Genomic DNA, 19,459 nt, shown 5'->3' with positions numbered 1-19,459 from the left:
CGCGACCGACGTCCTACCGTTCCCGATCGTGACGAACAGCAGGATCGCGCCCTGGGCCTCACCTCAGGCGCAGCGCAGGCTCGCCGAGGTCGAAGCCGCCGTCTCCGCCGACCTGACCGCCGCCGGTGTCGCGGTCACCGTCCGCAAGGCCCTCGAAGCGCACGCCGCGCAGGTCGACGACGACGGGATCGTGCTCTACGCGGGCACCAACGTGCTCAGCCCCACCGCCGCGGCGGCCGTGTCCACCGGCGTGTCCAGCCGGCCGAGCATGGGCTGGCCGGGCGAGAAGTACCAGGTCGGGCTGGACCACCTGGACACCGTGGAAGTGCTCGCGCCGATGCTCGTCGCCGAGCTGATGGAAGGCCGCTACGCCGAGGTCCGGCTGCAGAGCGCCACGCTGGCCAACCTGGCCGTGTACACCGCGTTCGCCCGCGCCGGGGACAAGATCGCGGTGCTGCCCGAGTTCGCCGGCGGCCACGCCAGCCACCACGCCCAGGGCGTGCCCGCCATCCGCGGCCTGACCGTGGTCGACCTGCCCTACCTGCCCGACGAGCTGGACATCGACTACGGCAGGCTGCCCGCGTTCCTGCGCGTGCACCGGCCGCGGATCGTGGTGATCGGCGCGAGCCTGATGCTGTTCCCGCACGACGTCGCCGCGGTGCGCGCGGCCGCCGACGAGGTCGGCGCGGTCCTGGTCTACGACGCCTCGCACATGGCCGGGCTCGTCGCCGGCCGCGAGTTCCAGCGCCCGCTGCACGAGGGCGCGCACCTGATGACGTTCTCCACCTACAAGTCGTTCGGCGGCCCGTCCGGCGGCTGCGTCGTCACCCGCGACCCCGACCTGGCCGAACGCGTCTCGACCGTCGCCTACCCCGGCATGCTCGCCAACTACGACGCCGGCCGCCTCGGCGCCCTCGCCGTCACCGCCGCCGAACTGGCCGAACACGGGCCGGAGTACGCGCGGGCGTGCATCGCCAACGCGCGGGCGCTCGGCCGGGCGCTGGCCGACAACGGCTTCGACGTCGCCCGCCACGACGGCGAGTTCACCCGCTCCCACCACCTGGCGGTCGACGCGCTCACCCTCGGCGGCGGCGACGCGGCCGCCGTGCTGCTCGGCGAGGCCGGCGTCTACCTCAGCGGCATCAGCCTGCCGTGGCAGCGCATCGACGAGGGCCTGCGCGGCCTGCGGATCGGCACCCAGGAGATCACCCGCCGCGGCTTCACCCCCGAGCACCAGCCCGCCATCGCCGACCTCGTGCGCCGCGCCCTGATCGACCGCGAACCGCCCGAGCGGGTCCGGGCGGACGCGATCGCCCTGCGGCGGGCGGTCAACGACGCCTGATCGACCGGTCCGGTGGTCCCGGGTGTCGCGCCCGGGACCACCGGACCGGTGGCCGTCACTGCCAGAACCACCGGCGGGCCGGCTTGTTGCGGAAAACGCGGTGCAACACGGCGGTCATGGTCATTCACCTCCTCTACCTGGGCTGAGCTGGGCGTGAGGGGTCCGGTGGACCGTGAAGGGCCGGGGCACGACGCCCTCGGCCATGACCGGGCGCGGGTCGGCGCCGGTGACGCGCAGCCGGGCGTCGCGGGTGAGGGCCAGCAACGCCTCGGTGATCAGCTCGTGGGCCACCGCCGCGCCGGCGCACGTGAACGGCCCCGCGCCGAACGGGATGTAGGGCCCGCGGCCGTCCTGATCCGCCCAGCGCTCCGGCCGGAACGCACCGGGGTCGTCCCAGCGGCGCTCGTCGTGGTGCAGCAGGTAGGGGCTGACCGACAGGACGTCGCCGGTGCGCAGCGGCACGCCGCCGAAGTCGGTGTCGCGCGTGACGGTGCGGCCGACCATCCACACCATCGGCCGGTGCCGCAGCGCCTCGCGCAGCACGTGGTCGGCGGACCACGGCCAGGGCTCGTCCGACGTGTGGCGCAGGCAGGCCAGCAGCACCGACCACGCCAGCGAGGTGGCGACCGGCGCCACGATCGACCGGAACAGCATCAGGTGCAGCTCGGCCACCGCCCGGTCCGACAGGTCGCCCGGGCACGCGGTGAGCACGGCGTCCAGCACGTCGCGCGGCTCGCCGACGCCCTCCTCGCGGCGCTGCCGGGCCTGTTCGGTCACCGCGGCGACCAGCTTGGCGCGCAGCACCTCCGCCCGCGCCCGCTGCCACACGCGCGGCGCGCGGAACACGACGCCACCGCGCACCGCCCGGGCCACCAGCCCGCGCACCTCCGGGGCGCCGGGGTGCAGCAGCACGTCGGCCAGGCAGTCGTGCACGAGGTCGGCGCCGGTCTCCGGCCACCGCGTCGCCCCGGGCAGCGCGGCCACCGCCGAGGCCATCGCCTCCCGGTACCGCGGGAGGCGGGACCGCAGGACGTTCCGCACCGCGTGGCCCACGTCCACCTGCGCGGTCCGCGACGGCAGCAGTTCCCCGAAGAACGACGACGGGCCGGCGTTGTGCTCGGGACCGCGGAGCAGGGTGTGCGCCAGGTCCGCGTCGCTTACGCACCAGCCGCCCCAGGGCAACCGGATCACGCCCGTCGCGCTGCCACGCCGCAGGTCGTCCAGGTACCGCAGCGGGTCCTGCCGGAACCGGCGCCTATCCGCGATCTTCATCGAGAACGCCCCTCCTCCACTTGCCGCACTTCCCTGTACCCGTGGCGCCCGGAGAAATGGGCGATTGCGGTCGGTTCACACGAAGGAGGCGTGCACCGGGGAAATGAGGACCGGAGTTGTCCTCGATGGCCGATAGCGTGGCCTGGTGATCGAGACCGGCGTGCTGAGCACCAAGGCGTTGAACCGCGCGACCCTGCACCGGCAGTTCCTCCTCGACCGGGTGTCGCGCCCGGCGGTCGAGGTGGTGGAGCACCTGGTCGGCCTGCAGGCGCAGGAGCCCTTCTCGCCGTACTACGGCCTGTGGTCGCGCACCCGGTCGTTCGAGGCCGACGAGCTGGGCGCGCTGCTGCTGGACCGGCGGGTGGTCCGGGCCGCGCTGCACCGCGCCACCATCCACCTGGTCACCGCCGCCGACCACGGCCGCCTCGAACCGCTGCTGCGGCCGTTCCTGCACCGCCGGTTCGCCTCCTCGCCGTTCGGCTCCGTGCTGGACGGGCTCGACCTGGACGCGTTCCTCGACGTCGCCGCGGCGCTGCTGGAGGAGCGGCCGCGCACCCGGCCCGAGTTGAGCGCCCTGCTCGGACCGCAGTGGCCCGGCCACGACGCCGACGCGCTCGGCTACGCGGCGAGCTACCTCGTGCCGTCGGTGCAGGCGACGCCGCGGGCGGTGTGGGGGCGGTCGGGACCGGCGGCGTGGACGACGGCCGCGCGCTGGCTCGGTCCCGCCGGACCCGCGGCGCCGGTCGAGGACCTGGTGCGCCGCTACCTGGCCGCGTTCGGACCGGCGTCGGTGAAGGACCTGCAGACCTGGGTGGGCATGACCCGGCTCAAGCCCGTGGTCGAGGCGATGGACCTGCGGGTCTTCGCCGACGAGCGCGGGCGGCGGCTCTACGACGTGCCGGACGGGCCGCTGCCCGACCCCGACACCCCCGCGCCGGTCCGGTTCCTGCCCGAGTTCGACAACCTCCTGCTCGGCCACGACGACCGCACCAGGGTCATCTCCGACGAGGACTACCGGCGCGGGATCGTCATCGGCGGCAAGCCGACGTTGCTGGTGGACGGCTTCGTGCACGGCACCTGGAAGATCACCGCCACCGGCCTGGACGTCACGGTGTTCCGGCCGCTGACCAGCGCGCAGCGGGCCGACGTGGAAGCCGAGGGCGGCCGGCTGCTCGGGTTCGCGGGCATCGACGGGGAGGTCCGGCTGTAGATTTGGACGATCGTCCAGTACGATCGTCCAAATGACGGTCAGGCAACGGCTGCTGCACGCGGCGGCGGAACTCATCGCGGAGAAGGGCTGGGGCGCGGTCAGCACGCGGGTGCTCGCCGAGCGCGCCGGCGTCGGCTCCGGGGTCGTGCACTACCACTTCGACTCGACGCAGGCGGTGCTGGTGCAGGCCGCGGTCGGCGCGCTGCGCGACGCCGTGACCGGCCTGACCGGGCTGCTGGACCGGGCCGCGACGCCCGAGGACGCGCTGCGGCTGCTGCTCGCGGCTTTGGACGGCCACGGCGGGCAGGAGCTGTTCACCGAGACGTTCCTCGCCGCGACCCGCAACGACGAGCTGCGCCACGCGGTGGCCGAGGTGCTGGTGGAGTTCCGCCGCACGCTCGCCGAGTGGCTGGCCTCGCGGGGCGTGCCGACGCCGGAGGCGACCGCCGCGGTGCTGGCCGCGGCCGTGGACGGCGTGCTGCTGCACCGGGCGTTGTCGCCCGACCTGACCGCGGGAGCCGTCGTGCCGGTGCTGGGGAGGGTGCTGCGGTGAAGGTCGTGATCAGCGGGGCGGGGATCGCCGGACTGGCGTTGGCGCACCGGTTGGGTTCGCTCGGGCACGAGGTCGTCGTGGTCGAGCGGTCCGCCGGGCCGCGCGCCTCCGGCTACATGATCGACTTCTTCGGGCCGGGCTACGACGCCGCCGAGCGGATGGGCGTGCTGCCGCGACTGCGGGAGCTGGGGTACCGGGTGGACGAGGCCGCCTACGTCGACGCGCGCGGCCGCCGGGTGGCCGGGCTGCGGTTCGACCGGTTCGCGCGGGCCGTGGGCGGGCGGCTGCTGAGCATCATGCGGCCCGACCTCGAACGCGGGCTGCGCGAGCAGCTGCCCGCCGGGGTGGAGCTGCGCTACGGCGCGGGCGTCGTCGGCGTCGAGGACGGCGGTTCCGACGTGACCGCGCGGCTGGCGGACGGCTCCGCGGTGTCCGGCGACCTGCTGGTCGGCGCGGACGGCGTGCACTCGGCGGTGCGGCGGCTGGTGTTCGGCGAGGGGCACGTGCGGTACCTGGGGTTCCACACGGCGGCGTTCACGTTCGAGGACCCGGAGATCCACGCGCGGGTGTCCGGGCGGTTTCACGTCACCGACACCGTCGGCCGCCAGGTCGGGTTCTACGGGCTGCGCGGCGGGCGGGTGGCGGCGTTCACCGTGCACCGGGCGCCCTCGCCGGAGCTGCCCGCCGACCCGCGGGCCGAGGTGGCGCGGGTGTACGGGTCGCTGGGGTGGGTCGTGCCGCGGGCGCTGGCGCGGTGCCCGGAGGAGGTCTACTACGACCAGGTCGCGCAGGTCGAGCTGCCGCGGTGGTCGTCCGGGCGGGTGGCGCTGGTCGGTGACGCGTGCGGCGCGGTGTCGCTGCTGGCCGGGCAGGGCGCGTCGCTGGGGATCGGCGGCGCGTACGTGCTGGCCGAGCACCTGGACGACCTGGCCGGGTACGAGCGCGCGTGGCGGCCGGTCGTGCTGGAGAAGCAGCGGGTGGCCCGGTCGGGCGCGCGGTGGTTCCTGCCCGCGTCGCCGTGGCGGCTGCGGGCGCGGCGGGTGGCGATGCGGTTGTCGAACCTGCCCGGCGTGGACCGGGTGGTCGCGACGAGCCTGGTCGGCAAGCCGGTGACGATCAGCTGAGCCGGGCGCGGGCGGCCCGCGCCTCGGCGGCGACCTTGGGGTGGCCGTCCAGGTCGGCGAGCGCGCCGGCGACGGCCGGCGCCAGCTCCGGGTGCCGCCCCACCAGCCGTTCGAGGTGACCGATCGCCACCAGCTGGTCCAGCGGGTCGGCCGCGGGCAGGCCGGCCAGCAGCTCCCGCAGCTCCGCCCGGGCGGGCGCCTGCCGTGCCGCGCGGTCGGCCCGCGCCCGCAGCAACGACTGCTCCACCAGGTCGACCGCGGACCGGTCGGGGTGGCGGGCGGCCCGGTTGTAGACGCGGTTGGTGGTGTCGACCGAGGCGTGGCCGACGTCGGCCTGCACGTGGGTCATGTCCGCACCGGCCTCGGCCGCCGCGGTGACGTAGAAGTGCCGCAGCGCGTGCGGCCGGATCCGGTCGGCCACCTCGGCCAGCTCCGGCCCCGCGGCGACCGCCAGCCTGCGGATCAACGCCCACACGTCGCGCGGGTTCACCGGACCGCCGGAGCCGGTGGCGATCAGCGGGGCGCTCCCGGCGGCGACGTGCCCGCGCGCCGCCGGGAGCGCGGTCCCGGCCTGCCGGTCCCGTTCGGCCAGGTAGGCGTCCAGGGCGTCGGCGGCCAGCCCCGACAGGTACACGATCCGGGTCTTGTCGCCCTTGCCGGTGATCCGCAACGCGCGCCGGCCGCGCGTGACGTGCAGGTCCTCGCGCCGGGCGCCGGTCAGCTCCGACACCCGCACACCGAGGGTGAACAGCGCGACGACCGCCGTGGCCCGCAGCCGCATCACCGGGTTCGCGCCCCGCCGCACGGAGTGCGCCGCGACCAGCAGCGCGTCGACCTGCTCCGGCGTGATCACCACCGTGCTGCTGGTGTCACCGCCGGTGCCCAGCCCCAGGCCGCGCCGGTCGAACGCCGCCGGGTTGGCCGTGACCGCGCCGCGTTCCAGCAGGAAGCGGTAGAACTGCGCCAGCACCGCCAACCGGTGCCCGCGGGTGGACTTCGGCATCCCGGCCGCCACCAGCTCGGCCAGCCACCGCTTGACCTCCAGCCCCGTCACCCGCAGCGGGTGCAGCCCGTGCGCGGCGCACCAGCGCAACCACGCCAGGTCGCGGTACTTGCCCTCCCGCACCGGCGGCCGCGTCCCGGGAGTGACCGGCGTCGCCGCCGTCCCCGTCAGTCGCCGGACCCAGTCCCGGGGCAGCCCCAGCGCGTCGGCGTAGGACATGCGGGTCGCCTCCGAGCGGTACCCCAGCAGCCACTCGCCGACGAGCGGTTCGAACCGGGCTTCGTCGGGGTGCGGGGACTCCACGTCGAGGGTCATGATCCCACAGTGTCAGGGCCGGGACCGGCAGCGCAAAAAAGGCGCGCACTTCCCGCCACTCTCAACATATAGCGCACAGGGGGTCTTGCCGCAAGACCCCGGTGGTGCTGCAGAATCCCCGGCCGACGCGAAACCGGATCGTGGGAGCGCCGTTTCGCGTTTTCACTGCAGTCATTCGAACGGGGGAATTCTTCGTGATCGACGTGATCGTGGCCGGCGGCGGGCCGACCGGTGTGATGCTGGCCGCTGAGCTGCGGCTGCACGGCGTGCGGGTGCTCGTGGTGGAGAAGGACGAGGAGCCGACCGGCATCGTCCGCTCGCTCGGGTTGCACGCGCGCAGCATCGAGGTGATGGACCAGCGCGGCCTGCTGGACCGGTTCCTCGCCCAGGGCGCGCAATACCCGCTGCGCGGTTCTTTCGCCGGAATCCTCACCCCGTCGCCGGAACGGTTGGACACCGCGCACCGGTACCTGCTCGGGATTCCCCAGACCACCACCGACCGCCTGCTGACCGAGCACGCCGTCGAACTGGGCGCCGAGATCCGGCGCGGCTGCGAACTGGTCGGGGTGAGCCAGGACGACGACGGGGTGACCGTCGACCTGGCCGACGGCACGCGGTTGCGCTCGCGCTACCTCGTCGGCTGCGACGGCGGCCGCAGCGCGGTGCGCAAGCTGCTCGGCATCGACTTCCCCGGCGAACCGGCCGCCAACGAGTGGCTGCTCGGGGAGCTGGAGGTCGACGCGCCGCAGGAGGAGGTGGAAGCCGTGGTGGCGGAGGTCCGCAAGACGCACCGGGCGTTCGGCGTCGGCCCGATCGGGGGCGGCCTCTACCGCGCCGTCGCACCCGCCGAGCACGTGGTCGAGGACCGCACCGCGCCGCCGACCCTGGACGAGCTGAAGCAGCAGGTGCGCAAGCTCGCCGGCACCGACTTCGGCATGCGCTCGCCGCGCTGGCTGTCCCGCTTCACCGACGCCACCCGGCTGGCCGAGCGCTACCGGAGCGGCCGGGTGCTGCTGGCGGGCGACGCGGCGCACATCCACCCGCCGATGGGCGGCCAGGGCCTCAACCTCGGTGTCCAGGACGCGTTCAACCTGGGCTGGAAGCTCGCCGCCGAGGTCCGCGGCTGGGCTCCGGAGGGCCTGCTGGACAGCTACCAGACCGAACGGCGCCCGGTGGCCGCCGACGTCCTGGACCTCACCCGCGCGCAGGCCGAGCTGACCTCCGTCGAACCGGGACCTCAGGCGGTGCGCCGGCTGTTCTCGGAGCTGCTGGACTTCGAGGAGGTGAACCACTACCTGATCGAAAAGGTGACCGGGATCGGGATCCGTTACGACTTCGGCGGCGGGCACGAGCTGGTCGGTCGGCGGCTGCGGGACGTGGCGCTCGGGCGGGGCCGGCTCTACGGGCTGATGCACGGCGGTCGCGGCCTGCTGCTCGACCAGGGCGGTCGGCTGTCGGTTGCGGGTTGGGAGGACCGGGTCGACCACGTCGTGGACGTCATCGCCGCCGACGAGGACCTGGACGTCCCCGCCGTGCTGCTGCGCCCGGACGGTCACGTGGCGTGGGTCGGCGAGGACCAGCAGGCCCTGCTCACCTCACTGCCGCGATGGTTCGGCTCCGCCACCGGCTGAGCGGCGTGTGACGCCCGGCCGGGCGCCGAGGGGATCGCGCACCTCGACGCCCGGCCGCACCGCTGGTTCTCGCGCAGGAACTTCACGAACTCCTCCTTGCCGATCATGCCGTCGTCGTTCGCGTCCAAGGCGTCGAACCGGCGCGCCAGTTTGGAGTCAATAACGTCGGTCATCGCGCTGCTCCGAACTCCGTGACGATGTGGCGATCCGCCCCGGACCTACCCGCCGCCCGCACCGCTATGCGCTCGTGGCGAGGGTTCGCCCGCCGGAAGAGTGACGTTCCCGGCCATCCCGTCACAGCACCGAGTTTCGTCACGGTGACGACACTCTAGTTTTTCGCGAGCCTCATACGCCCGTTCGGCCCAGTGTCCGACCCTAGGATCAACTTTCCGACATAAGGCCAGTTATCTCGGTAAGTTCAGCCATCAAGTTTCTGGAGTCGATAACTCTCGTATGATACTGATTTCTGTAAACGGAAACCCTGCTACGCTGAACCGGTGACAACAGAGGTCGAAGTGCAGGTCGGGGACGCGGCGCGGAGCAGGAAGTGCGCCTACTGCGGTCGGCCGGTGGTCGCGCGGCGACCGACCGGCAGGCCGCCCCGCTACTGCCCCGCCGATGTCCGCGACTGCCAGGCCCGGGCGCGGGCGGAGCGGGTCGCGGCGCGGGCGGTGGAGGCCACGGGTGGTGCGGCGGCGTTGCGGCAGACCGTGTTGGACATCGCCGGGCAGTTGGACGACGTGTGGGAGCCGGTTCAGGACCTCGCCGAGACGTTGCAGACCGGGCGGGAGCTGATCGGCGCCCTGCGCGATGAGCTGCTGGATCGAGTGGAAGCTGCTGAGCGCGCTGCCGCGGAGGCGGTCGATGAACGTGACCGGGCGGTTGCCGCGCGAGAAGCGGCCGAGGCGGCGCGGGATGAAGCCTTGCGCCAGGCCCGGAAGGCCCGCGCCGAACGTGACCAGGCCGCGCGTGCCCAGGAGCGAGCCGAACGCGAACAGCAGGCCGCGCTCCTGGCCCAGCAACGGCTGACCGCCGAACGCGACGCCGCCGCGAGGGAAGCCGAGCAGGCCGCCACGCGTGCCGAGACCGCGATCGCCGCCGCTGTCACCGCCGCCGACGCCCGCGTGCAGCGCGCCGACACCGCCGCCGCCGAGGCACGCGAAACCGCCGCGACCCTCCGAGGCCGACTCGCCGCCGCCCAGGAGCACGCCGACCAGTACCGGGCCGAAGCCGAACGGGCCGCGCAGAAGGCGGCCCACGACGTCGAGCTAGCCCGCCGCGACGCGACCGAGCGCGTCGACCGGATCACCGCCGACACCGAACGCGCCCTCACCGCCGCCCGCGACGAGACCGCCGCCGTCCGGGCGCAGCTGGACGGGCGCATCGCCGAACTCGACCGGCAGCTGGGCGCGAAGACCGAGCGCGCCGACCGGCTCGACCGCGACGCGCGCGCACTGCGAGGACTCCTGACCCGCATCGCCGACGCGAGCCGCGCCGAGATCCCCGACGATCCGCAGGCCGCCGCAGCGGTCCTCCACACCGTGGCAGCGTTGGCGACGAGCCGCCCCGACACCGAGCACCCCAGCTGAGACATCCGTCGTGTTCCATGGTGATTCCCGCGGGGTAACCGGCGGTTCCATCGTGGAAAGGGTGGCCGCATGATCGTTCCCTTGGACCTCACCGACGACGTGACGGTGGAGGCGGTGCGCCGGATCGCGTTGCAGTCCTACGCGGTGGAGGCGGAGATGATCGGCAGCACGGCCATCCCGGCGCTGCACGAGTCCGTCGACGACATCAGGCTGCTGCCGCTGCGGTGGCTCGGCGGGTACGTCGACAACGAGCTGGTGGCGTTCGTCGGCTTCGCGAAGGTCGACGGCGTGCTGGACATCGACCGGCTCGGCGTCGCGCCGAGCCACTTCCGGCTCGGGTTCGCGCGGCGGTTGGTGGAGCAGGTGATGGCGGAGGGCGGTCCGGCGATCGTGTCGACGGGTGCGGCGAACGCGCCCGCCATCGAGTTGTACGAGGGCCTGGGGTTCCGGCTGGTCGACACGGTGGTGGTGGAGGGCGGGCTGCGGATCGCGCAGTTCGGCCACCCCGGTCTGATCTAGGGAGTTCCTGGAGGGACGGCCGGAGCTGACCATCGACGAGGTCACCATCGGCGGTCACGCCTGAGACCCCCGGCTCCGGTGTCAGCGGCGTCACCGATCAGAAGTCCTCCGCCGCGTCGTCGGTCCTGGTGACGCCTCGCACCGGTGGAAGGATTGATGACCATGACCGACGACAGGCTGCCGGGTGGGGACGGTTCCCCGTTCGTCTCGGCGGTCCGCTCAGGCGACACGGCGCGGTTCGCGCTCCTCACGGAGCGCTACCGGCGTGAGCTGCAGGTGCACTGCTACCGGATGCTCGCGAACTACGAGGACGCCCAGGACCTGACGCAGGAGACGTTCCTGCGGGCGTGGGACAAGCGGGAGTCGTTCAGGGGACACGCCGCGCTGCGGACCTGGCTGTACCGGATCGCGACGAACGCCTGCCTCGACTTCCTGGAGAAGCGCAACCGCCGCGCACCCGAGCTGCCGGACGTGGCCTCGGAGGTGCCGCACCTGCAGCCGTACCCCGACCGGATGCTGCCCGAGGACCCGCAGGAGTCGGTGGTGGCGCGGGAGACGATCGAGCTGGCGTTCATCGTCGCCGTGCAGCACCTGCCGCCGCGGCAGCGGGCGGTGTTCATCCTGCGCGACGTCCTCGGCTGGCCCGCGTCGAAGGCCGCCGACACCCTCGACCTGACCACCGCGTCGGTGACCAGCGCACTGCAGCGGGCGCGCGTGACCGTGCGCGAGCGGCTGCCCGGCCGCCGCCTCGACTGGAGGAGCCCTGCCACCCACGAGCTGTCGGATGCCGAGCGCGGCGCGGTGAGGTCGTACATCGACGCCCACGAGCGCAACGACCTCGACGGGCTGACCTCCCTGCTGCGTGACGACCTGCGCTTCGCGATGCTGCCCGATCCGGGGACCGTGACCACGACGGCCCAGGACGCGGTGGACGGCTGGGTCTCCGGCGGCCTCTTCCAGCGCGGTCACGACGACTGGCGCGGCATCACCACGACGGTCAACCTGATGCCCGCCGCCGCGCTGTACCTCCGCACCCCCGACGACCCGCAGCACCGGCTGTTCGCCATCGCGGTGCTGCACGTCGTCAACGGGAGGATCGCCGAGCTCACCGGGTTCGACGCCACCGACAAGCCGTGGCTGGACCTGCCCCCGACGCTGTGATCGCCCGTGTCCCGAGCGTCCACGAGTCCAGCGCACGGCCGCGGTCAGCGCCTCGTCTCGTACCGGGTCAGCACCACGCCGCCGGGGAGCGTCCGCGCCTCCACGAGGTCCAGGTCCACCCGGTTGTCCAGCGCGGTGAAGAACGGCGTGCCGCCGCCGACCAGGACGGGGTGGGTCGCCAGCTGGTACTCGTCGACCAGCCCGGCCCGCGCGGCCGCCCCGGCGAGCGTCGCGCCGCCGATGCCCATCGGGGCGCCGTCCCCGGCCTTGAGCCGGGTGATCTCGGCGATCGGGTCGCCGGTGACCAGGCGGGTGTTCCAGTCGACCCGGTCGACGGTCGAGGAGAACACGACCTTCGGCGTGTCCCGCCAGTTCCGCGCGAACTCGACCTCCGCCGGGGTGGCGCCGGGCCGCTGGTCGCCGGTCGGCCAGTGGGAGCTCATCGTCTCCCACAGCTTGCGCCCGTACAGCGACAGGCCGATCTCCCGCTCCCGGTCGAGCCACCACTGGAACAGCTCGTCGCTCGGCGTGCTCCAGCCGATGTCATCGCCGGGCGCGGCGGTGTAGCCGTCCAGGGACACGTTCATGCCGAAGATCAATTTTCGCATCGTGCCGGCCTTCCGTGAGTTGGTTCCACACGTACAGACGGGCGCGGCGCGGAAACTGATCGGTCTTCCGGCACAGCGGTCACTCCAATCGTTGGGGGAACCAACAAGTGGGTAGACTGCGGTCGCATGGAGACCTCGGGCGCGCCCCAGCGGCTGCGCGGCACGGTGAGCTGGTTGCTCGGTCAGACCACGACCCACGCGCACCGGCTCGTGTCGGAGGCGTTGGGCACGGCCGACGCGCGGCGGTACCACTACTCGTTGCTGGCCGCCCTGGACGAGTTCGGCCCGGCCAGCCAGGCGGACCTCGGGCGGCGGGGCGGAGTGGACCGCAGCGACGTGGTGGCGACCGTCAACGAGCTGGCCGACAAGGGGTTCGTGGAGCGCAGGCCCGACCCCGGCGACAAGCGGCGCAACACCGTGACCGCCACCCCGGCGGGGCTGGCCCACCTGCGGCACCTGGACCGGGTGCTGGGGCAGGCCCAGGAAGCGCTGCTGGAGCCGCTGTCGACGGCCGAGCGGGAGGAGTTGGCGCGGCTGTTGACCGCCGTCCTGGAGCACCACGGGTGAGCGGTTCGAAATTTCTTCCGGCGTCGTGTCGATGTGGTGGCCGGCCGTTCGTGTAGGTGGTGCGGAAACCCCCGACCCGAGGAGCACGAGATGACCCAGTACCTGATCAGCGTGATCGAGCCCGCCGGCTACGGCATCCCCGACCAGGAGGTGCTGGAGCGGATCATGAAGGACGTGCAGGCGGTGGACGCCGACATGCGCGAGGCGGGCGTGTGGGTGTTCGCCGGCGGGCTGCACGCCCCGGAGACGGCGACCACGCTGCGGCCGCGGGAGGACGGCGAGCTGGTCGTGACCGACGGCCCGTTCACCGAGAGCAAGGAGTACATCGGCGGGTTCAACATCATCGACGTGCCGGACCTGGACGCCGCGCTGGAGTGGGGCCGCCGGCTGAGCGTGGCGTGCACGCTGCCGGTGGAGGTGCGGCCGTTCCAGGAGTTCGCGGGCTGACGGCGTGACCGCGGTCGAACAGGTCTTCCGGGCCGAGTACGGCCGGTCGGTGGCCGTCCTGGTCCGCGTCTTCGGCGACATCGACATCGCCGAGGAGGCGGTCCAGGACGCGTTCGCCGAGGCCGCGCGGCGCTGGCCGGGCAGCGGCGTGCCGCCGAGCCCGGCGGGCTGGATCATCACCACGGCCCGCAACCGGGCGGTCGACCGGCTGCGCCGGGAGGCCAAGCGCGACGACCGGCAGGCGCAGTCCGCGCTGCTGCACGCCCACGGGGAGCGGGTGGAGGTGGACGCGGTGGGCGACGACCGGCTGCGGTTGATCTTCACCTGCTGCCACCCGGCGCTGAACCCGGCGGCCCGGGTGGCGTTGACGCTGCGGCTGCTGGGCGGGCTGTCCACGGCGGAGATCGCGCGGGCGTTCCTGGTGCCCGAAGCGACGATGGCGCAGCGGCTGGTGCGGGCCAAGGCGAAGATCCGGGACGCGCGCATCCCCTACCGGGTGCCCGCCGAGGCCGAGCTGCCCGACCGGCTGCGCGCCGTGCTCGCCGTGGTCTACCTGGTGTTCAACGAGGGTTACTCGGCCAGCTCGGGCGCGTTGGTGCGCGCGGACCTGTGCGCGGAGGCGGTGCGCCTCGGCCGGGTGCTGGTCGAGCTGGTGCCCGACGAGCCGGAGGTCGTCGGGCTGCTGGCGCTGATGCTGCTGCTGCACGCCCGCGGCCCGGCTCGCACCGGCCCGGACGGCGGGCTGGTGCGGCTGGCCGAGCAGGACCGCTCGCGCTGGGACCGGGCGCTGGTGGCCGAGGGCCGGGAGCTGGTGCGGTGGTGCCTGCGCCGCGGCCGGCCCGGCCCGTACCAGGTGCAGGCGGCGATCAACGCGGTGCACAGCGACCCGCCGCCCACCGACTGGCGGCAGGTCGTGCTGCTGTACGACCACCTGCTGGCGTTGACGCCGAGCCCGGTGGTCGCGTTGAACCGGGCCGTCGCGGTGGCCGAGGTCGAAGGTCCGGAGGCGGCGTTGGCGCTGGTCGACGCGCTGGCGTCGGGCGGTTCGATGGCGCGCTACCACCTGCTGCACGCCGTGCGCGCCGACCTGCTGCACCGGCTGGGCCGGGACGCGGAGGCGGCCGCGGACTACCGGCGGGCACTGGACCTGGCCGGCAACGACGCCGAGCGCGACCTGCTGCGCGACCGGCTCACCGCAGTCGGCGGATGAGGTCGGCCACCTCCTGCGGGGTGAACTCCAGCGACACCACGCCGATGGTCAGCTCGATGCTGCACCGCGCCGGGTCCGGCGACGACCTGGGCCGCTGCGGCAGCTCGACGCCGGTCTCCTCCAGGATCCGCTTCGCCGCGGCGGCGACGGCGTCCTTCGACGCGGGCAGGTGGACGTGGAACAGCGGCGTCTGCGGCACCTCGGGGCGGGTGCGGGCGTAGCCGTCGGCGTTGATCGCGGCGGCGATGGCGCGGGCGTGGTCGCGGAACTCGGCCATCCTCGGCAGCACCTCGTCCAGTCCCATCAGGGCGGTGACGGCGGCCGGCCACGAGTCCGGGGTGGCGCCGCCGAGCCTGCGCCGCCACACCGACGCGGCGTCGATCGTCTCCCGGTCGCCCGCCAGGACCGCGCCGCGCACGCCTTCGAGGCCCTTGTAGAGGGACACGTAGACGGTGTCGAACAGGCCCGCGATCTCGGCGAACGGCCGTTCGTAGCAGGTCTGCGCCTCCCACAGCCGGGCGCCGTCCATGTGCGCCGCCGCGCCGCGCTCCCGGGCCCACCCCGTCTGCGCGACCAGGTCGTCCCAGGTGGGCAGGAGGCCGCCGATCTCGCGCTGCGGCAGTTCCAGCAGCAGGGCGGCGATCGGCTCGCGGACCTCGGCCAGGTCGTCCAGCGAGATCAGGTCGTGGCGGTCGCCGACGGCTTTCAGGCGCAGGCCGTGCACCGCGTGGTGGCCCTCGTCCTCCCACACCGCGAGGTGGCACTGCGGGTGGGCGGCGAACGTGCGGCGGCCGGTGCGCTCGGCGTGCACCCGCAGCGCGGTCTGCTGGGCCATCGTGCCGGTCGGGAAGAACAACGCCGCCGGCTTGCCGAGCAGGTCGGCGATCCGCCGCTCCAGCTCCCGGACCGGCTCGTCCGGCGGGGTGCCGGGCGGGACGCGGTCGAGCACGCGGCGCAGCACCGCGTTCGGGTCCTGGCGCAACCGCGAGTGCTGGACCAGGGAGCGGCGGATCTCGGGGGTCATGGCCGGAGTCTGGTGCCACTGCGCCGCGAGGGGCAACGGGGTTCCGCCGGCCACGAACACCGACCGCCCGATCGGCGAGGACCGCCGGTCTCACCCACCGGACAGCCGCTCCCCCGCCGCCGCCCGTGTCACCCACCAGGGGCGAGAAGTCGAGTGCGCGGCACAGCGCCGAGGGGTCGTCCATCGACCGGCGCCGCCCGGACGAGCCGGCCTGCCCCGGTGCCACGTCCCATGAGCTGGGAGACTGGCCACGCCCGGGAGCCGGTCGGAAGCCGTGGACGGCTCACGTGCGGCGATACTGGCGGCATGGGGAAGACCTACGAGCGGATCGACGGCCGCCTGCGCGAGTTCATCGAGGACCAGCCGGTGTTCTTCACGGCGACCGCGCCGCTGTCGGCGGACGGGCACGTGAACCTCTCGCCCAAGGGCCGCAAGGGCACGTGGCGGGTGCTGGACGAGCAGCGGGTGGCGTACCTGGACTTCGGCGGCAGCCACGCCGAGACCATCGCCCACCTGCGGGAGAACGGCCGGATCACGCTCATGTGGTGCGCGTTCGACGGTCCGCCGAACATCGTGCGGGTGCACGGCACGGGCGAGCCGGTGTTCCGCGACGACCCGAGGTTCGCCGAGCTGGTGGCCGGGTTCGGCGACGCGGACGGTCCCGCGCTGCGCGCGGTCGTGGTGGTGACCGCGAAGCTGATCAGCGACACCTGCGGGTTCGCCGTGCCGTTCATGGACTACCGCGAGGAGCGGGGGCTGCACGCGGAGTACTTCGGCCGCAAGACGGACGAGGAGTTCGCCGCGTACTGCGAGAAGAAGGAGTTCAACGCGGTCAGCATGGACGGGTTGCCCTCCATCCCGCTGCCCCTGCCGCCGCGCTAGCGCCGCGGAAACGGTGTCGTGCGGCGGCGGGGTCGTGTGACACCGTTCGCGCCCATGACCGAGTACCTGTTCTTCTGGAGGCCCGACGCCCGGCCCGGCGCGCCGATCGGCGAGGAGTGCCTGAGCCAGTGGTGGGAGGGGTCGTTCGCGGTGGACGGCCGCACCTTCCGGACGGCCGAGCACTTCATGATGCACGGCAAGGCGGTGCTGTTCGGCGACGACGAGACCGCCGCGGCGGTGCTCGCCGCGACCACGCCGCGCGAGGCGCGGACGTTGGGCCGCCAGGTGCGCGGGTTCGACGAGGACACGTGGGTGGCCAACCGGCTGGACCTCGTGGTGCGCGGGAACGTGGCGAAGTTCGGCGCGCGTGACGACCTGCGCGGGTTCCTGCTGGGCACCGGCGACCGGGTGCTGGTCGAGGCCAGCCCGATGGACCGGATCTGGGGCATCGGGCTGGCCGCCGACGACCCGCGCGCCGCGGACCCGGCCACCTGGCGGGGCCTGAACCTGCTCGGCCAGGCGCTGATGCAGGCGCGGGACCGGCTCGGGCGGGGCTGAGCGGCCGGCCGCGCAGAGGAGCGGGTGAGCGGTCACCCGAACGGCTGCCACCGGCGCGCCGGGCGGCGACGATCACGACCCGGTCGGCCGGACTTCGATCTACGCTGTCCCGAGTGGCGTGTGGCGCCGATCACCTCGGGAAGGGGGCGGTCGTGCTGGTCGAGGCCCGGCGGAACGGCGGCGCCCTGCGCCGGGTGACCGGCCTTGCCCACAGCACGCCCGGCCGGTTGAGCCTGCTCGCGCTGGTGCTGATCGTGGTCGGCCTGCTGGTCGGCGCGCTGACCGCGACCGCCGTGCAGCGCCGGACGGCCGCGCTGGAGGCGTTGGCCGACCGCAGCGAGCCGCTGGCGTTCGCCGCCCAGGAGGTCTACCGGGCGATGGCCGACGCGGACGCCACCGCCGCCAGCGCGTTCCTGTCCGGCGGGGTGGAGTCGTCGAGGCTGCGCAGCCGGTACGAGGCGGACGTGGCCAAGGCCGCAGCGGCGTTGTCGGCGGCGACGAGCGAGCTGACCCGCTCACCCGAGCTGGCCGAGGCGCTGTCGACGCTGTCGGGCCAGCTGCCGGTGTACACGGGCCTGGTCGAGACGGCACGCGCGCACAACCGGCAGGGCAACCCGGTGGGCGCGGCGTACCTGCGCGAGGCGTCGGCGTTGATGCGGGAGCGGATGCTGCCCGCCGCGCGCGAGCTGTACGGGGTGGAGACCGGCAAGGTGGTGCGCGACCTGGAGGACGCCGGGTCGCTGCCGTGGCTGGAGGTCCTGCTCGGCGTGCTCGCGCTGGTGGTGCTGGTGCTCGCCCAGCGGTACCTGACCCGCCGGACGAACCGGCTGCTCAACCCCGGTCTGGTGGTGGCGACCGCGTTGACCGCGGTCTCGCTGCTGTGGGTGCTGGTGGCGAGCGTGGTGGTCGTCGTCAACGCCTCCGCCAGCAAGGACCGCGCGACGGTGGTCGACCTGCTGGCCCGGGCCAGGATCGCGACGTTGACCGCGCGCGGCGGCGAGACGCTGACGCTGGTGGCGCGGGGCAGCGGCGAGGACTACGACCGGGAGTACGTCGAGGCCGACGGGGTGCTGGAGGACCTGCTGGGCCGGGTGCGGGCGCTGAACGGCACGCCGGCGGTGGTCGAGGCGGTCGAGCACCACGCGCAGTGGCAGCAGGCGCACCGCGAGGTCCGCGCCGCCGACGAGGACGGCGACCACACGTCGGCGGTGGCGCTGGCCCTGGGGCAGGACGCGGCCGGTGCGGCCACGGCGTTCGACGCGCTGGACTCGGACCTGGTGGAGGCCATCGACGCGGCGCGGGCCGAGCTGACCGACGCGATCGGGCGGGCGCGGGCCGGGCTGGGCGGGGCCGAGTCCGCGGTGGTGGTGCTGGCGCTGCTGGCGGCGGTGGCCTCCACGCTCGGGCTGTGGCAGCGGCTGAAGGAGTACCTGTGAGGCGGCTACCGGTGGTGACGGTCCTGGCGGTGCTGCTGGCGGCGTGCGCGCCCGTGCCCAGCGGGGCGCCGCCGATCGGCGGCGGTTCGCCGGTGCCGCCGCGCCCGGCGGAGGCGGTGGAGCTGACCGAGCCGCCCAGCCCGGCCGCCGTGCCGCCGGCGTCGTGCGACCCGACGGCGAGCCTGCGCCCGACCGGTCCGCTGCCCGACCCGGCGCAGCTGCCCGCCGGGTCGACCATGGCGCGGATCCGGGCGCAGGGCCGGCTGATCGCGGGCGTGGACCAGAACACGTACCTGATGGGGTTCCGCAACCCGTTCTCCGGCGAGCTGGAGGGCTTCGACGTCGACCTGGCGCGGGAGGTCGCGCGGGCCGTCTTCGGCGACCCGACCGCGATCCAGTTCAAGGTGCTGACCTCCGAGCAGCGCATCCCGGCGCTGGAGGACCGCGCGGTCGACATCGTGGTGCGCACGATGACGGTGACCTGCGACCGGTGGCAGCGGGTGAACTTCTCGTCGGTGTACCTGCAGGCCGGGCAGCGGGTGATGGTGCCGTCGAGCTCCGAGGCGACCGGCATCGACTCGCTCGGCGGCAAGCGGGTGTGCGCGACGAAGGGCTCCAGCTCGCTGGCCAACGTCGCCGCCGCGCCCGTGCGGCCGGTGCCGGTGTCGGTGCCGAACTGGACGGACTGCCTGGTGATGCTCCAGCAGGGGCAGGTCGACGCGATCTCGACCGACGACACGATCCTGGCCGGGTTCGCCGCGCAGGACCCCTACACGAAGGTGGTGGGGCCGCAGTTCACCGCCGAGCCGTACGGGATGGCGTTCCCGAAGGCGGATGAGGACTTCGTGCGGTTCGTCAACGCCCTGCTGGAGCGGCTGCGGGCGGACGGCACGTGGGCGCGGCTGCACCAGCGGTGGCTCGGCGGTCCGCCGGCTCCTCCGGTCGCCGTGTACCGGGACTGACCGTGGTCGGCGGTGAAGGGGGCGGGGCACTCAGGGGGCGGCCGGG

General features: G+C 74.0%; 19 protein-coding genes. 15 read left to right on the top strand and 4 right to left on the bottom strand.

The annotated features are described in order from the left end of the window. Positions 1 to 28: 28 nt before the first annotated feature. Positions 29 to 1,342 carry a serine hydroxymethyltransferase gene (gene glyA, locus AB0F89_RS25785; protein ID WP_367128170.1) on the top strand — a complete coding sequence of 438 codons (1,314 nt, stop codon included), beginning with the start codon at positions 29 to 31 and terminating at the stop codon, positions 1,340 to 1,342. 120 nt (positions 1,343 to 1,462) lie between these two features. Here the strand turns inward: glyA and AB0F89_RS25780 are convergent, their stop codons facing one another. Next, the gene (locus AB0F89_RS25780) at positions 1,463 to 2,614 is read right to left on the bottom strand and encodes a cytochrome P450 (RefSeq protein WP_367128169.1); all 1,152 of its coding nucleotides are present in this window, start codon (positions 2,612 to 2,614) and stop codon (positions 1,463 to 1,465) included. 145 nt (positions 2,615 to 2,759) lie between these two features. Between AB0F89_RS25780 and AB0F89_RS25775 the strand changes: the two genes are divergently transcribed. Genes AB0F89_RS25775 through AB0F89_RS25765 form a run of 3 tightly spaced genes read left to right on the top strand, consistent with a single transcriptional unit; the run spans position 2,760 to position 5,501 of the window. Further along, the gene (locus AB0F89_RS25775; RefSeq protein ID WP_367128168.1) at positions 2,760 to 3,824 is read left to right on the top strand and encodes a winged helix DNA-binding domain-containing protein; all 1,065 of its coding nucleotides are present in this window, start codon (positions 2,760 to 2,762) and stop codon (positions 3,822 to 3,824) included. 31 nt (positions 3,825 to 3,855) lie between these two features. Then, positions 3,856 to 4,377 (top strand): TetR/AcrR family transcriptional regulator, encoded by a 522-nt coding sequence (locus AB0F89_RS25770; RefSeq protein ID WP_367128167.1) that lies wholly within the window; start codon positions 3,856 to 3,858, stop codon positions 4,375 to 4,377. Further along, positions 4,374 to 5,501 (top strand): FAD-dependent monooxygenase, encoded by a 1,128-nt coding sequence (locus tag AB0F89_RS25765; protein WP_367128166.1) that lies wholly within the window; start codon positions 4,374 to 4,376, stop codon positions 5,499 to 5,501. The genes AB0F89_RS25770 and AB0F89_RS25765 overlap by 4 nt, the downstream gene beginning before the upstream one ends. On the opposite strand, the gene AB0F89_RS25760 is transcribed toward AB0F89_RS25765, so the two are convergent. Then, on the bottom strand, positions 5,494 to 6,819 hold the full coding sequence (locus AB0F89_RS25760; RefSeq protein ID WP_367128165.1) for a tyrosine-type recombinase/integrase: 1,326 nt from the start codon (positions 6,817 to 6,819) through the stop codon (positions 5,494 to 5,496). The genes AB0F89_RS25765 and AB0F89_RS25760 overlap by 8 nt on opposite strands. 194 nt (positions 6,820 to 7,013) lie before the next feature. Between AB0F89_RS25760 and rox the strand changes: the two genes are divergently transcribed. The 4 genes from rox to AB0F89_RS25740 all read left to right on the top strand — a co-directional run bounded on the left by rox (position 7,014) and on the right by AB0F89_RS25740 (position 11,719). Further along, on the top strand, positions 7,014 to 8,450 hold the full coding sequence (rox, locus tag AB0F89_RS25755; protein ID WP_367128164.1) for a rifampin monooxygenase: 1,437 nt from the start codon (positions 7,014 to 7,016) through the stop codon (positions 8,448 to 8,450). Between the two features lie 497 nt (positions 8,451 to 8,947). After that, positions 8,948 to 10,039, top strand: a complete 1,092-nt coding sequence (locus tag AB0F89_RS25750) for a hypothetical protein (protein ID WP_367128163.1) — start codon at positions 8,948 to 8,950, stop codon at positions 10,037 to 10,039. 69 nt (positions 10,040 to 10,108) lie between these two features. Beyond that, the gene (locus AB0F89_RS25745; protein WP_367128162.1) at positions 10,109 to 10,558 is read left to right on the top strand and encodes a GNAT family N-acetyltransferase; all 450 of its coding nucleotides are present in this window, start codon (positions 10,109 to 10,111) and stop codon (positions 10,556 to 10,558) included. 162 nt (positions 10,559 to 10,720) lie between these two features. Next, complete coding sequence (locus AB0F89_RS25740; protein WP_367128161.1) at positions 10,721 to 11,719, top strand: RNA polymerase subunit sigma-70; 999 nt, start codon at positions 10,721 to 10,723, stop codon at positions 11,717 to 11,719. Between the two features lie 44 nt (positions 11,720 to 11,763). Here the strand turns inward: AB0F89_RS25740 and AB0F89_RS25735 are convergent, their stop codons facing one another. Next, complete coding sequence (locus AB0F89_RS25735) at positions 11,764 to 12,327, bottom strand: dihydrofolate reductase family protein (RefSeq protein WP_367128160.1); 564 nt, start codon at positions 12,325 to 12,327, stop codon at positions 11,764 to 11,766. 126 nt (positions 12,328 to 12,453) lie between these two features. On the opposite strand from AB0F89_RS25735, the gene AB0F89_RS25730 reads away from it, so the two are divergent. The 3 genes from AB0F89_RS25730 to AB0F89_RS25720 all read left to right on the top strand — a co-directional run bounded on the left by AB0F89_RS25730 (position 12,454) and on the right by AB0F89_RS25720 (position 14,551). Then, positions 12,454 to 12,894 carry a MarR family winged helix-turn-helix transcriptional regulator gene (locus AB0F89_RS25730; protein WP_367128159.1) on the top strand — a complete coding sequence of 147 codons (441 nt, stop codon included), beginning with the start codon at positions 12,454 to 12,456 and terminating at the stop codon, positions 12,892 to 12,894. A 90-nt stretch (positions 12,895 to 12,984) separates the two neighbouring features. Continuing rightward, complete coding sequence (locus AB0F89_RS25725) at positions 12,985 to 13,341, top strand: YciI family protein (protein WP_367128158.1); 357 nt, start codon at positions 12,985 to 12,987, stop codon at positions 13,339 to 13,341. 4 nt (positions 13,342 to 13,345) lie between these two features. Further along, the gene (locus tag AB0F89_RS25720) at positions 13,346 to 14,551 is read left to right on the top strand and encodes an RNA polymerase sigma factor (RefSeq protein WP_367128157.1); all 1,206 of its coding nucleotides are present in this window, start codon (positions 13,346 to 13,348) and stop codon (positions 14,549 to 14,551) included. Here the strand turns inward: AB0F89_RS25720 and AB0F89_RS25715 are convergent. Then, on the bottom strand, positions 14,532 to 15,575 hold the full coding sequence (locus AB0F89_RS25715; RefSeq protein ID WP_367128156.1) for a low specificity L-threonine aldolase: 1,044 nt from the start codon (positions 15,573 to 15,575) through the stop codon (positions 14,532 to 14,534). The genes AB0F89_RS25720 and AB0F89_RS25715 overlap by 20 nt on opposite strands. Before the next feature lie 306 nt (positions 15,576 to 15,881). Here AB0F89_RS25715 and AB0F89_RS25710 point away from each other — a divergent pair, with 306 nt between their 5' ends. From AB0F89_RS25710 to AB0F89_RS25695, 4 genes are all read left to right on the top strand, one after another. After that, on the top strand, positions 15,882 to 16,457 hold the full coding sequence (locus AB0F89_RS25710; protein WP_367128155.1) for a pyridoxamine 5'-phosphate oxidase family protein: 576 nt from the start codon (positions 15,882 to 15,884) through the stop codon (positions 16,455 to 16,457). 54 nt (positions 16,458 to 16,511) lie between these two features. Then, positions 16,512 to 17,015 carry an NADAR family protein gene (locus AB0F89_RS25705; RefSeq protein ID WP_367128154.1) on the top strand — a complete coding sequence of 168 codons (504 nt, stop codon included), beginning with the start codon at positions 16,512 to 16,514 and terminating at the stop codon, positions 17,013 to 17,015. A 152-nt stretch (positions 17,016 to 17,167) separates the two neighbouring features. Further along, entirely contained in the window at positions 17,168 to 18,451 is a 1,284-nt protein-coding gene (locus tag AB0F89_RS25700) for a hypothetical protein (RefSeq protein ID WP_367128153.1), read from the top strand. After that, entirely contained in the window at positions 18,448 to 19,413 is a 966-nt protein-coding gene (locus tag AB0F89_RS25695) for a glutamate ABC transporter substrate-binding protein (RefSeq protein ID WP_367128152.1), read from the top strand. The genes AB0F89_RS25700 and AB0F89_RS25695 overlap by 4 nt, the downstream gene beginning before the upstream one ends. Positions 19,414 to 19,459 lie beyond the last annotated feature (46 nt).

Origin of the sequence: Saccharothrix sp. HUAS TT1, from assembly GCF_040744945.1 — a bacterium.
Taxonomy (GTDB): Bacteria; Actinomycetota; Actinomycetes; order Mycobacteriales; family Pseudonocardiaceae; genus Actinosynnema.
The sequence above is the reverse complement of the archived record's forward strand: the minus strand, read 5'-3'. Positions and strand labels throughout refer to the sequence as shown.